Source organism: Variovorax sp. 10N420 (assembly GCF_056394705.1).
Window position 1 is genome coordinate 73,949 of record NZ_JBFTIJ010000004.1, and the last position, 11,957, is coordinate 85,905.

An 11,957-nucleotide genomic window follows, 5' to 3' on the forward strand; every position below is an offset into this window, starting at 1 on the left:
CAACCCCGAGGAGCTTCTCATGAGTCTGAAGAAAAGCGTGGTCGCGGCAGCGATCCTGTCCGTGCTGACGGCGACGAGCCTTGTGGCCGGTGCTCAAACCATCCGCGTCGCAAACCAGGGGGATGCACTTTCGCTCGACCCGCATTCGCTCAATGAATCGCTGCAACTGAGCGTCACCGCCAATGCCTACGAGCCGCTCGTCGGCCGCAACAAGGACTTGAGCCTGGCACCGTTGCTCGCAACGAGCTGGAAGCAGACCGCGCCGAACGTCTGGCGCTTCGAACTGCGCAAGGGCGTGCAGTTTCATGACGGCACGCCGTTCACTGCCGACGATGTCGTGTTCACCTTTGCACGCGCGAAGGGCGAGGGCTCGGACATGAAGGCCACGCTGAGCGACATCAAGGAAGTGCGCAAGGTCGGCGACTACGCCGTGGAGATGGAGACGAACGGGCCGCTGCCGATCCTGCCGGACGTGATCACGCTCACCATGATCATGAGCAAGAAGTGGTGCGAGGAGAACGGCGCCGCGAAGCCGGTCGACAAGCGCAAGGGCATCGAGAACACCGCTTCCTTCAAGGCCAATGGCACGGGCCCGTACCGCGTGCGAGAGCGCCAGCCTGACGTGCGAACCGTGTTCGTCCGCAATCCCACCTACTGGGGCAAGATCGAAGGCAACGCGCAGGAGATCGTCTTCACGCCCATCGCCAATCCGGCCACGCGCGTCGCTGCGCTGATTTCCGGCGAAGTCGACGTGATGGAGCCCGTGCCGGTGCAGGATATCGCCCGCATCAACGCAAGCCCCAGTGCGCGTGTCATCACCGGCCCGGAGATGCGAACCATCTTCCTCGGCATGGACCAGAAGCGCGACGAACTCCTCTATTCGAGCGTCAAGGGCAAGAACCCGTTCAAGGACAAGCGCGTGCGCCAGGCCTTCTACCAGGCCATCGACATCGCAGGCATTCAGCGCACCGTGATGCGCGGCGCATCGCGGCCGACGGCGCTGCTGGTTGGCCCGGGCGTCAACGGCTGGACCGCCGAGCAGGACAAGCGCCTGCCTTACGACGTCGATGCCGCCAAGAAGCTGCTGGCGGACGCGGGCTATCCCAATGGCTTCGAAGTGTCGATGAACTGCCCGAACGACCGCTACGTGAACGACGCGCAGATCTGCCAGAGCGTCGCCGCGGGGCTCGCCCGCATCGGCGTCAAGATCAACCTCATCGCCGAAACCAAGGGCAGCTATTTCCCGAAGGTGCTGCGCCGCGATACCAGCTTCTACATGCTGGGCTGGACGCCGACGACCTATGACTCGCACAACGCACTCAGCTCGCTGATGGCCTGCCCGGATGACAAGGGCGCGGGCCAGTTCAACCTCGGTGCCTATTGCAATCCGAAGCTGGACGAGATCACCAAGCAGATCCAGTCGGAGACCGACAAGACCAAGCGCAACGAGCTGATCAAGGCAGCGTTCAAGATCCATGCGGACGATGTCGGGCACCTGCCGCTGCATCAACAATCGCTTGCGTGGGGTGTGAGCAAGAAGGTGGAGCTCACGCAGCTCGCCGACAACTTCATGTTCTTCAAGTGGATGAGCATCAAGGCGCAGCAGCAACCCTGACGCCCGGCTCGATTCGAGCGCCTGGGGTCCGCCGCGGCGGACCCCGCTTTCACGCTTTCACTCTCCACGATGAACAAGAGAATCGCCAGTTGGCTCGACAGCGATGTCGGCCATAGCTTTCGCAACTCGCCCGTTGCGATGTTCGCGGCCCTGATCGCATTCGCATGCCTCTTCTGCGCGGTCTTCGCCAACTGGGTGTCCCCGCACGATCCCTTCAACCTCGCGGTGCTCGAACTCGGCGACGCGCGCCTGCCGCCGGCATGGACTGCGGAGGGCACGCGAAAGTATTTGCTCGGCACCGACGATCAAGGGCGCGACATCCTCTCCGCGGTGATGTACGGCGCGCGCATTTCGCTCGTGGTCGGCCTGGTCTCCGTGATGCTGTCGATGGTTGTCGGTGTCTTGCTGGGGCTGATTGCCGGCTTCTTCGGCGGCTGGCTCGATGCCATCCTGATGCGGCTTTGCGACGTGATGCTGTCGTTTCCGGCGATCCTGGTTGCGCTTCTGATCGCCGGCGTTGGTCGCGCGCTTTTTCCTGAAGCGCATGGTCCCGTCGCGTTTGGCGTGCTCATCCTCGCGATATCGCTGACCGGCTGGGTGCAATATGCGCGGACGGTGCGGGGCTCCACGTTGGTCGAGCGCCACAAGGAATACGTGCAGGCCGCGCGCGTCACGGGTGTCTCGCGGCTGCGCATCATGCTGCGGCACGTGCTGCCCAATGTGACAGGGCCGGTGATGGTGCTCGCGACGATCCAGGTTGCGACGGCGATCATCACCGAGGCAACGCTGTCGTTTCTGGGCGTGGGCGTGCCGCCGACCTCGCCGTCGCTGGGCACGCTGATTCGCACCGGCAACGACTATCTCTTCTCCGGCGAATGGTGGATCACGGTCTTTCCGGGGCTGATGCTGGTGCTGATCGCGCTGAGCGTGAACCTGCTCGGGGACTGGCTTCGCGACGCACTCAATCCCAAACTCCGTTGACGCGGTACTTCCGATGACTCTCCTGCAAGTCAGCAACCTGGTCGTCGAGTTTCCGCATCGCCGCGGCACCTTGCGGGCGATCGACGACATTTCATTCGACATTGCGCCCGGCGAGATTCTCGGCGTGGTCGGCGAATCCGGCGCGGGCAAGTCGCTCACGGGCGCGGCGATCATCGGCTTGCTCGAACCGCCGGGTCGCATTGCCGGCGGCGAGATCCGGCTCGAAGGACAGCGCATCGACAACCTCGGGCACGACGCGATGCGGCACATTCGCGGCCGCAAGATCGGCGCGATCTTCCAGGATCCGCTGACGTCGCTGAATCCGCTCTACACCATCGGACGGCAGCTGACGGAGACCATCCGCACCCATCTGCCGGTGACCGAGCACGAAGCGCGACGCCGCGCGATCGGCCTGTTGGAAGACACCGGCATCCCGGGCGCCGCGCAGCGCATCGATCACTATCCCCATCAGTTCTCCGGCGGCATGCGCCAGCGCGTGGTGATTGCGCTCGCGCTGGCGGCCGAGCCGAAGCTGATCGTCGCAGACGAACCGACCACGGCACTGGATGTGTCGATCCAGGCGCAGATCATCCAGTTGCTCAAGGGCATCTGCAAGGAGCGCGGCGCGGCCGTGATGCTGATCACGCACGACATGGGCGTGATCGCCGAGACCTGCGATCGGGTGGCCGTGATGTACGCAGGCCGGATCGCCGAAGTCGGCCCGGTGCAGGAAGTCATTCATCAGCCGGCGCATCCCTATACGAGCGGCCTCATGGCCTCCATCCCCGACATGACGATGGACCGCGAGCGCCTGAACCAGATCGACGGCGCCATGCCTCGGCTCAATGCGATTCCCAAGGGCTGCGCCTATAACCCGCGCTGTCCGCGCGTTTTCGACCGCTGCCTGGCCGAAAGGCCGGATCTGATGAACGCGGGCGCCACGCGCGCCGCCTGCTGGCTGCACGCGGCGCACACCGCACAGCCAGCCTACGGAGAGACCGCATGAGTGCGTTGGTACAGGCGAACGACCTCGCCAAGAGCTTCGATGTCTCTCCGCCATGGCTCAACCGTGTGATGGAGCGCAAGCCGCGCGTGCTGCTGCGGGCGGTCGATGGGGTGAGTTTCTCGATCGAACGCGGCAAGACGCTGGCGCTCGTCGGTGAATCCGGATGCGGCAAGAGCACTGTGGCGCGGCTCCTGGTGGGCCTCTACGAGCCTTCGCAGGGCGGCATGCGTTTCGACGGGCAGGACGTACACGCGGTCTACCGCAGCAGCGGAAGCCAGGCGCTTCGGCGGCGCATCCAGATGATCTTTCAGGATCCGTACGCGAGCCTCAACCCGCGCTGGATCGTGGAGGACATCGTCGGCGAACCGCTGCGCGAGCACGGCATCCTGAAGGAAGGGCCGGAACTGAAGGCGCGCGTGGGCGAACTGCTCAAGTCAGTCGGCCTGAGCCCGCTGGACATGGTGAAGTACCCGCACCAGTTTTCCGGAGGGCAGCGCCAGCGCATCTCGATTGCGCGCGCGCTGGCGACCCAGCCCGAGTTTCTGGTGTGCGACGAGCCGACCTCGGCGCTCGACGTGAGCGTGCAGGCGCAGGTGCTCAACATCATGAAGGACTTGCAGCGCGAGCGGGGCCTGACCTATCTCTTCATCTCGCACAATCTGGCGGTCGTGCGTCACGTGGCCGACCAGGTGGGCGTGATGTACCTCGGGCGGCTGGTCGAAGTTGCCGACAAGCACAAGCTCTTTGCCTCACCGCAGCACCCTTACACGCGCATGCTGCTCGATGCCATCCCGCAGATGAAGCACGTGGGCCGTTCACGCACGCCGGTGCAGGGCGAGGTGCCGAACCCGCTCAATCCGCCCTCGGGTTGCACCTTCAATCCGCGTTGCCCGCTGGCCAACGAGCGCTGCAGGATCGAACGGCCGAAGCTTCAGACGCTTCGAGGCGTGCAGGTGGCCTGCCACGCCGTAGAAGAAGGCAGGACATAGGCTCACCCCCAGGCTTGCTCACTTCGTGTAGCCGCCTACCCCCTGCCGGGGGCAACCCAGCGGCCCGGCGAAGCCGGTTCCGCGGTGTTCCACGAACGGGCCTGGCTCATGCCGCACCGGCCTATTGCTCCTCGCCCCAGGAGTAGCCGTCGCGGGCGATCATGGCGCTCGACGCGCTGGGGCCCCAGGTGCCCGCCGCGTAGGGGCGGGGCACTCCGTCGGACGACCAGCTGTCGATCAGCGGCTCGACCCAGCGCCAGGCTTCTTCCTGCTCGTCACTGCGCACGAACAGGTTCAGCCGGCCGGCGATCACGTCGAGCAGCAGGCGTTCGTAGGCACCCACGCGCTCGGAGCCGAATCGCTTGTCGAAATCGAGATCGAGCTGTACCGGGGCGAGCTGGGGCGCGGCGTGGCGGCTTCCGTTGCGCTGGCGGCTGTCCTGTGCCTGCGCGAGCATGTGCAGTTCAAGGCCGTCCTTGGGCTGCAGGTTGATCACGAGCTTGTTCACCGAATTGGCGGGTGCACGGAAGATCGCATGCGGCGTCTGGCGGAAGTTGACTTCGATGCGCGCGTCGCGTGATGCCAGCCGCTTGCCGGTCCGGATGTAGAGCGGCACGCCGGCCCAGCGCCAGTTCTCGATTTCGGTGCGCAGCGCCACGAAGGTCTCGGTGCGGCTTTCGGGGTCGACGCCTGGCTCGTCGCGGTAGCCCTTCACGCGCTCTCCATACGCGGTGCCCGCGACGTACTGGCCGCGAATCGCATGCAGGCCGATGTCTTCGGAAGTCCACGGCTTGAGCGAGCGCAGCACCTTGAGCTTTTCGTCACGGATCGCGTCGGCGTGTGCGTTGATGGGCGGCTCCATGCCGATCGCGCAGACCAGTTGCAGCGCGTGGTTCTGAACCATGTCTCGCAGTGCGCCGGTCTGGTCGTAGAAGGCGCCGCGCTTTTCGACGCCCAGGTCTTCCGCGATCGTGATCTGGATGTTGGCGATGTGCTCGCGCCGCCAGATGGGCTCGAACAGCGCATTGCCGAAACGCATCGCGAAGAGGTTCTGCACCGCCGGCTTGCCAAGGTAGTGGTCGATGCGAAACACCTGCTGTTCCTGCAGGACGTTGCGCACCGCCTGGTTGATTGCGCGATTGGATGCGAGGTCATGCCCGAGCGGTTTTTCGAGCACGAGGCGCGTGTGCGGCCCGTTCAGCCCGGCCGCGGCGATCTGCTCGACCACCTGCGTGAAGAGCGCCGGCGCCGTCGCGAGATACATCACCACCGTGTCCGCATTGCGAGTCTTCAGAAGCGTGGCGAGCATGTCGTAGTCGGCAGGCTTCGAAAGGTCCATGCGCTGGAAATACAGCAGCGAGGCGAACTTCTTGAACTCCTCCGGCGTCGGCCGCTTGGCGCCTTCGACGGCCTGGAAGCGCGACTGGATCAGTTCGCGGTAGCCGTCGTCGCTCAGGTCGTCGCGCGCAACGCCGATGATGCGTCCGCCCTCGGGCAGGCTGCCGTGCCGAAAAGCCTGGAACAAGGCAGGCATCAGCTTTCGCCATGCGAGGTCGCCGGTGCCGCCAAAAAGAACGAGATCGAAACTCATGGATACATCCCTATGGGTAGTAAAGCGCGAGCATGCAGCTTGCCCAGCGAATGGTACTTGTACCGATCCGCTCGCAGCTGACCCCGCGCTAAGCTGCAGGCGGCCCCTTGGGGCCTTTTTCTATTTTTAAACGAGGTCCGGATGAAGAAGAAACTCGTGAGCGCGGCCATTGCGACCGTCTTGATCGCTGCGTCGGGCGCTGCGTCTGCCCAGACGGTCAATGTGATTTGTTCTGTACAGGCCGAGTGGTGCAACATGATCGCCACGGTGTATGCGCGCACCACGGGCGTCAAGCTCAACATGTCGCTGAAGGGCTCCGGCGAAGCGCTTGCCCAGCTGATCGCCGAGAAGGAGAACCCCAAGACCGACGTCTGGTTCGGTGGCACCGGCGACCCGCACCTGCAGGCGGCCGAACTGGGCCTCACGCTCGAATACAAGTCGCCCACGCTCCCGCAACTTTATCCATGGGCACAGCAGCAGGCCCAGCAGTCGGGCTACCGAACGGTGGGCATCTATTCGGGCCCGCTGGGCTTTGGCTACAACACCGAGCTCGTCCAGAAAAAGAAGCTGGGCGTGCCACGCAGTTGGGCCGATCTGCTGAAGCCCGAATACAAGGGCGACATCCAGGTGGCCAATCCGGCATCGAGCGGCACCGCCTACACGATGATCGCCACGCTCGTGCAGTTGATGGGCGAGGACAAGGCTTTCGAATATCTCAAGGGACTGCATCGCAACGTCGGCCAATACACGCGTTCGGGAACCGGCCCGATCAAGGCGGTCGCTCGTGGCGAGACGGCGGTGTCGATCAGCTTCGTGCATGACGCTCCGCAGGAAAAGATGCAGGGCTTCCCGGTCGAGACGACAACGCCGTCGGAGGGCACGGGCGCCGAGATCGGCTCGATGAGCATCGTGAAAGGCGCCCGCAATCTTGACCAGGCCAAGAGGTTCTACGAATGGGCGCTCACGCCGCAGGCCCAGACCTTCGGGGCGACAGCCAAGCAGTATCAACTGCCCTCGAACAAGGCAACGCCGGTGGACCCGAACGTGCCGGACTTCAAGAAGATCAAGATGATCAACTACGACTATGCGAAGTACGGCGCCAGCGCCGAGCGCCGGCGCTTGATCGCGCGTTGGGAAAAGGACGTCAACTCGCTGCCGCGCTAGCGTGTACGCGACCTCCAACGTGCGCCGCAGCCCCAACCGATCCATCTGGGCATGCATTGCGGCCGGTTTGATCGGCTATGTTGCGCTGCCCTGGTATGCGATTCAGGACACCGCCTGGTACGAGGTGATCCCGCAGGTCCTGAATGAAGGCGAAGCCGCTGATGGCGTGGTGCAGGCGGCCTTGCAGGGCCGCACCTGGCTCTACATCGGGCTCATTGGCCTGGCGTTGTGCGCCTTGGGCGGGCTGCTGCGCGCCGGCCGGGCGCAGGGCCGCATGCTGCTGGTGGGCGGCGCAGTCGGCGCCATCGGGCTTGCGCTCAGCGGCTTCCTCATCGGTGCCAAGGGCTGGACGCTTCCGATCCTGGAGGCGCAGTTCGGTGAACTGCCGGTCCATCAGTTCGGAATCGGCGCCGGCGGTTTCGTGGCGATATCCGCGCTCGTCCTGCTGACGGCGTTCGGACTCGCGCGGCTGGGGTTCTTCAAGGGCGATCTTTTCGTTTCCGGCGCGGTGGTCGCCTGCGGCGTGCTGATGGCGCTGTTCATTGCCTATCCGGTGGCCAAGGCGCTGGCCGGGGCCTTTCTCGATGAAGACGGCCGCTGGTCGATCGCGGCGTTCGCTGCGCGGATCGGCACCGAACGAGTCTGGGGGTTGGGTTGCCTCGCCGGCGGCGTTCGCTGCGGAGTCGCCTGGAACACGCTCGCGCTGGCCCTGCTCACGGCCGCGGGCACGACATTCCTCGGCACCTTGATGGCGCTGATGTCCGAGCGCGGCAGCCGGCGCTGGCAGGCACCGTTGCGGCTGCTGGCGCTGCTGCCCATCGTCACGCCGCCCTTCGTCGTCGGGCTGGGGCTGATCCTGTTGTTCGGTCGCGCGGGCGTCGTGAACCAGTTGCTCGAAAGCACCTTTGGCGTCGAGCCGACGCGCTGGTTCTACGGCATGCCGGGCGTGCTCGTGGCGCAGCTCTTCGCCTTCACGCCGATCGCTTTCATGATCATGCGCGGCGTTGTCCAGGGTGTCTCGCCGAACCTCGAAGAGGCGGCGCTGATGCTTCGGGCGGACCGCCGCCGGGCCTTCTTCACCGTCACGCTGCCTTTGCTCAAGCCGGGACTCGCGAATGCGTTTCTGGTGGGCTTCATTGAAAGCATTGCCGACTTCGGCAACCCGATCGTGGTGGGCGGCCAGTTCTCGGTGCTCTCGACCGACATCTTCTTCGCCATCGTGGGCGCGCAATACGACCAGGGCCGCGCCGCATCGCTCGCCTGGGTGCTGACGTTGTTCGCGCTGGCCGTCTTTGCCGTTCAACGCGGCGTGCTGGGCAAGCGCAACTACACGACGGTGAGCGGAAAGGGCGACTCCGGGATCGCCATGGCCTTGCCTGACGGCGTCAGGCGCACCATCTATTGCGTTGCGCTGCCTTGGATTGCTTTCACGGTCGTGGTCTATCTCTTCGCCTTCGCGGGCGGCTTCGTGCAGACCTGGGGGCGCGACTACACGCTGACGCTGAATCATTTCAGGACTGCCTTCGCGCTCGAATGGGGACAGTTCGGCATCGTCTGGGCAGGCACCGCATGGAATTCGCTGATCACGACGCTCAAGCTGGCCGGCATCTCCGCGCCATTGACGGCAGGCTTGGGCCTGCTGATCGCGTGGCTGCTGGCGCGCAATGAGTTCAAGGGGCAAGGCGCTTTCGAATTCGCAGCGCTGCTTGCCTTTGCCATCCCTGGCACGGTGCTGGGCGTGAGCTATATCCTGGCCTTCAACGTGCCGCCGCTCGAGCTGACGGGCACCGGGCTCATCATCGTGCTGTGCTTCATGTTCCGGAATCTGCCGGTCGGCGTGCGCGCCGGAACGGCGGCGTTCAGGCAGATCGACCGTTCGCTCGACGAGGCTTCGTTGATGCTGCGCGCCTCGACGTCGCAGACGCTTTTCAAGGTCGTGCTGCCTTTGCTGAAGCCGGCGCTGGTTGCCGCGCTGGTCTACAGTTTCGTGCGCGCGATGACCACCGTCAGCGCGGTGATCTTTCTCGTCACGGCCGAGAACGAACTGGCGACGACCTACATCATTGGCCGCGTCGGCAATGGCGACTACGGTGTCGCGCTTGCCTACTGCACGGTACTGATGATCCTGATGGCGATCGCCGTCGCGCTGGTGCAATGGATCGTCGGTGAGCGCAAGCTGGGGCGCAGGCGGGTGGGCGCTCCGGTCATCGTCCCGGCAGTACCCTGAGAAAGCATTCATGAGCAACGGCATCGAACTTCGCGACATCACCAAGCGCTACGGAGGCGACTCGCGCGCGCCGCTCGCTGTGAAAGGCATCAGTTTCGATGTGCCCGCGGGAACGCTGACGACGATTCTCGGCCCCTCCGGCTGCGGCAAGACGACCATCCTGCGGATGATTGCGGGGCTCGAATCGCCGACTTCCGGCTCGATCTTCATGGGCGGCCGCGACGTCACCGCGCTCGGCCCGGCCGATCGGAACGTGAGCATGATGTTCCAGAGCTACGCGCTCTTTCCTCACATGAACGTGATCGAGAACGTGAGCTACGGATTGAGGACGAGCGGCGTGCGCAAGGACGAGGCCGCCGGCCGCGCGCGCGAAATGCTCAAGGGCGTGGGGCTGGTGGGTTTCGACCAGCGCTTGCCCAGCGAGCTGTCCGGCGGTCAACAACAACGCGTGGCGCTCGCGCGAGCACTGGTGCTGGAGCCTGCCGTGCTGCTCTTCGACGAGCCCCTGAGCAATCTCGACGCCCGTCTGCGCCGCGAGATGCGCGAGGAGATCCGCAATCTGCAGCAGCGATTGAAGCTCACCGTCGCCTATGTCACGCACGACCAGAGCGAAGCGCTCGCCGTCAGCGACCAGGTGATCGTGATGGACCACGGCGTCATCGCACAGCGCGGTACGCCCGAGCAGCTCTATGGCCAGCCGGAGAGCGAATTCGTTGCCGGCTTCATGGGTGAGGCCATGGTGTTCCCGGCGCTCGCGCAACCCGACGGGCGCGTGCAGATGGGTCCGCTGACCTTGACCCCGCGCCCCGCCATCGCGCCCGGGATCGTGAAAGTCGCGGTGCGGCCGGAGGCTTGGTATATCGGCGCGGCGGTCGGGCTTGCGGCGACCCTTCGCAAGGCCGCGTTCCTGGGCAATTTCTACGAATATGCTTTCGATACCGCGCTCGGCTCAGTGTTCGTCATTTCCACCGATCTGGCGCACCCTCTGGCCGCCGGCGCGGAGACGACCCTTTCCCTGACGAACCACGGAGTTTCCATCGTGCCTGCCGCCCTATGACCACCCATGTCGTTTTTGATCTTGGCGCGGTTCTCTTGACTTGGGAGCCCGTCGCCCTGGTGCAGACGCAACTCGCGCCTCATGCACCCACTGCCGATGCAGCGCACGCCCTGGCGGTCCAGATGTTTCATCACGAGGACTGGCTGGGTTTCGATCGCGGCACGCACACGCTCGACGATGCGATCGGCCGCATGGCGTTGCGGCTGTCGCTGCCTGCCGACCGGCTCAGCAACGTCCTTGCGCCCATCGGCGAAAGGCTGGAGCCGGTCGCGGTCACGGTCAATCTTCTTGCGAGCCTGCGCGATCGTCGCGATGCCGGCGAGGACTTGCGCCTTTACTACCTGTCGAACATGCCCGAGCCTTATGCGCGCGTGCTCGAATACCGCCACGCGTTTTTCCGCTGGTTCGACGGCGGCATCTTTTCGGGCGACGTCAAGCTCATCAAGCCGCAGCGCGAGATCTACGACTTGCTCACGGAGCGCTACGGGCTGGTGGCGGCAGACACCCTCTTCATCGACGATTCGCTTCCGAATGTCCTTGCCGCGCGCGAACTCGGCTGGAAGGCGATCCACTGCCAGCGGCCGACCGAACTGCCGGCGCAGGTCGAAGCCTATTTGCCGGTGAAGACGACCTTGTCCACGTCGAAACCGAGCGTGCGGGCGTAGTCGAGTTCGGCGCGAAGCGACGCTTCATCCAGCGTGGGCGCGCGCGACAGTACCCAGAGGTACTTGCGGTCGGGCGTGCCGACCAGAGCCACCTGATAGTCGCGATCGAGCTTCAGGATCCAGTAGTCGCCCCAAACCATCGGCAGCCAGGCAAGCCAGTCGGGTGCGAAGCGTACTTCGAGCCGGCCCGCGCCCGGTTGGCCGGCGACCGGCACCACACGGGCCAAACCGACCGATTCTTCGAACTTGCCGTCCGCCAGCATGCAGCGGTTGCGCACCTCCATGGTGCCGTCGTCGCGCAGGTTGTATTCGGCGGTGACCGCCCCCGTGCATTGCTTCTCGAACCGGTTCGGAAGGCGGGCCTGTTCATGCCAGAGGCCCGCATAGCGCTTGAGGTCGACCGGTGCCACCACCTGGAGCGGCGCACGCATGAGCGGTGCGCCATCCGGCGGTCCGGCGACGGCTTCGCCGCGCGCGCTGCGAGGGTTCGTCATCGCCAGCAGCGTCAGCGCGCCGCCAACGCAGAAAGCGGCTGCCAGCGTGCCGATCGAGGCGCTGTGGGCGCGGTCGTCGAAGGCGGCTGGCGGTGGGGCGCGGCGGTTGCGAATAGCCATGGCTTTTCTCCCTTGGGCGAGTCGACAAGGCCGAAGAATAGTTACCGA

Annotated in this window: 10 protein-coding genes; 8 read left to right on the forward strand and 2 right to left on the reverse strand. The window is 65.0% G+C overall.

All coding sequences use genetic code 11. From position 1 onward, the window contains the following. Positions 1-19: 19 nt before the first annotated feature. From AC1DEK_RS11460 to AC1DEK_RS11475, 4 genes are all read left to right on the forward strand, one after another. Positions 20-1,615: an ABC transporter substrate-binding protein gene (locus tag AC1DEK_RS11460; RefSeq protein WP_478125358.1), complete on the forward strand. Its 1,596-nt coding sequence runs from the start codon at positions 20-22 to the stop codon at positions 1,613-1,615. A 69-nt stretch (positions 1,616-1,684) separates the two neighbouring features. Further along, complete coding sequence (locus tag AC1DEK_RS11465; protein WP_478125359.1) at positions 1,685-2,596, forward strand: ABC transporter permease; 912 nt, start codon at positions 1,685-1,687, stop codon at positions 2,594-2,596. A 13-nt stretch (positions 2,597-2,609) separates the two neighbouring features. Further along, positions 2,610-3,602, forward strand: a complete 993-nt coding sequence (locus AC1DEK_RS11470; RefSeq protein WP_478125360.1) for an ABC transporter ATP-binding protein — start codon at positions 2,610-2,612, stop codon at positions 3,600-3,602. Next, positions 3,599-4,591 carry an ABC transporter ATP-binding protein gene (locus tag AC1DEK_RS11475; protein WP_478125361.1) on the forward strand — a complete coding sequence of 331 codons (993 nt, stop codon included), beginning with the start codon at positions 3,599-3,601 and terminating at the stop codon, positions 4,589-4,591. The genes AC1DEK_RS11470 and AC1DEK_RS11475 overlap by 4 nt, the downstream gene beginning before the upstream one ends. A gap of 121 nt (positions 4,592-4,712) precedes the next feature. Here AC1DEK_RS11475 and zwf read toward each other — a convergent pair whose 3' ends face one another. Beyond that, on the reverse strand, positions 4,713-6,182 hold the full coding sequence (zwf, locus tag AC1DEK_RS11480) for a glucose-6-phosphate dehydrogenase (RefSeq protein WP_478125362.1): 1,470 nt from the start codon (positions 6,180-6,182) through the stop codon (positions 4,713-4,715). Positions 6,183-6,323: 141 nt separating this feature from the next. Here zwf and AC1DEK_RS11485 point away from each other — a divergent pair, with 141 nt between their 5' ends. From AC1DEK_RS11485 to AC1DEK_RS11500, 4 genes are read left to right on the forward strand one after another with little or no spacing between them, the layout of a single operon-like run. Then, positions 6,324-7,346: an ABC transporter substrate-binding protein gene (locus tag AC1DEK_RS11485; RefSeq protein ID WP_478125363.1), complete on the forward strand. Its 1,023-nt coding sequence runs from the start codon at positions 6,324-6,326 to the stop codon at positions 7,344-7,346. 1 nt (position 7,347) lies between these two features. Continuing rightward, positions 7,348-9,573 (forward strand): ABC transporter permease, encoded by a 2,226-nt coding sequence (locus AC1DEK_RS11490; RefSeq protein WP_478125364.1) that lies wholly within the window; start codon positions 7,348-7,350, stop codon positions 9,571-9,573. A gap of 10 nt (positions 9,574-9,583) precedes the next feature. Further along, positions 9,584-10,630, forward strand: a complete 1,047-nt coding sequence (locus AC1DEK_RS11495; RefSeq protein ID WP_478125365.1) for an ABC transporter ATP-binding protein — start codon at positions 9,584-9,586, stop codon at positions 10,628-10,630. Between the two features lie 35 nt (positions 10,631-10,665). Next, positions 10,666-11,295, forward strand: coding sequence for an HAD-IA family hydrolase (locus AC1DEK_RS11500; RefSeq protein ID WP_478125366.1), 630 nt, complete (start codon positions 10,666-10,668; stop codon positions 11,293-11,295). Here AC1DEK_RS11500 and AC1DEK_RS11505 read toward each other — a convergent pair. Then, complete coding sequence (locus AC1DEK_RS11505) at positions 11,241-11,909, reverse strand: lipocalin family protein (protein WP_478125367.1); 669 nt, start codon at positions 11,907-11,909, stop codon at positions 11,241-11,243. The two genes, AC1DEK_RS11500 and AC1DEK_RS11505, sit on opposite strands and share 55 nt — an antisense overlap. Between the last annotated feature and the right edge of the window lie 48 nt (positions 11,910-11,957).

Excerpts from the sequence above, each read along its gene's own strand:
- AC1DEK_RS11465 (WP_478125359.1), top strand. The coding sequence starts at position 1,685 with ATGAACAAGAGAATCGCCAGTTGGCTCGACAGCGATGTCGGCCATAGC.
- AC1DEK_RS11460 (WP_478125358.1), top strand. The coding sequence starts at position 20 with ATGAGTCTGAAGAAAAGCGTGGTCGCGGCAGCGATCCTGTCCGTGCTG.
- AC1DEK_RS11485 (WP_478125363.1), top strand. The coding sequence starts at position 6,324 with ATGAAGAAGAAACTCGTGAGCGCGGCCATTGCGACCGTCTTGATCGCT.
- AC1DEK_RS11505 (WP_478125367.1), bottom strand. The coding sequence starts at position 11,909 with ATGGCTATTCGCAACCGCCGCGCCCCACCGCCAGCCGCCTTCGACGAC.
- zwf (WP_478125362.1), bottom strand. The coding sequence starts at position 6,182 with ATGAGTTTCGATCTCGTTCTTTTTGGCGGCACCGGCGACCTCGCATGG.
- AC1DEK_RS11470 (WP_478125360.1), top strand. The coding sequence starts at position 2,610 with ATGACTCTCCTGCAAGTCAGCAACCTGGTCGTCGAGTTTCCGCATCGC.
- AC1DEK_RS11475 (WP_478125361.1), top strand. The coding sequence starts at position 3,599 with ATGAGTGCGTTGGTACAGGCGAACGACCTCGCCAAGAGCTTCGATGTC.
- AC1DEK_RS11495 (WP_478125365.1), top strand. The coding sequence starts at position 9,584 with ATGAGCAACGGCATCGAACTTCGCGACATCACCAAGCGCTACGGAGGC.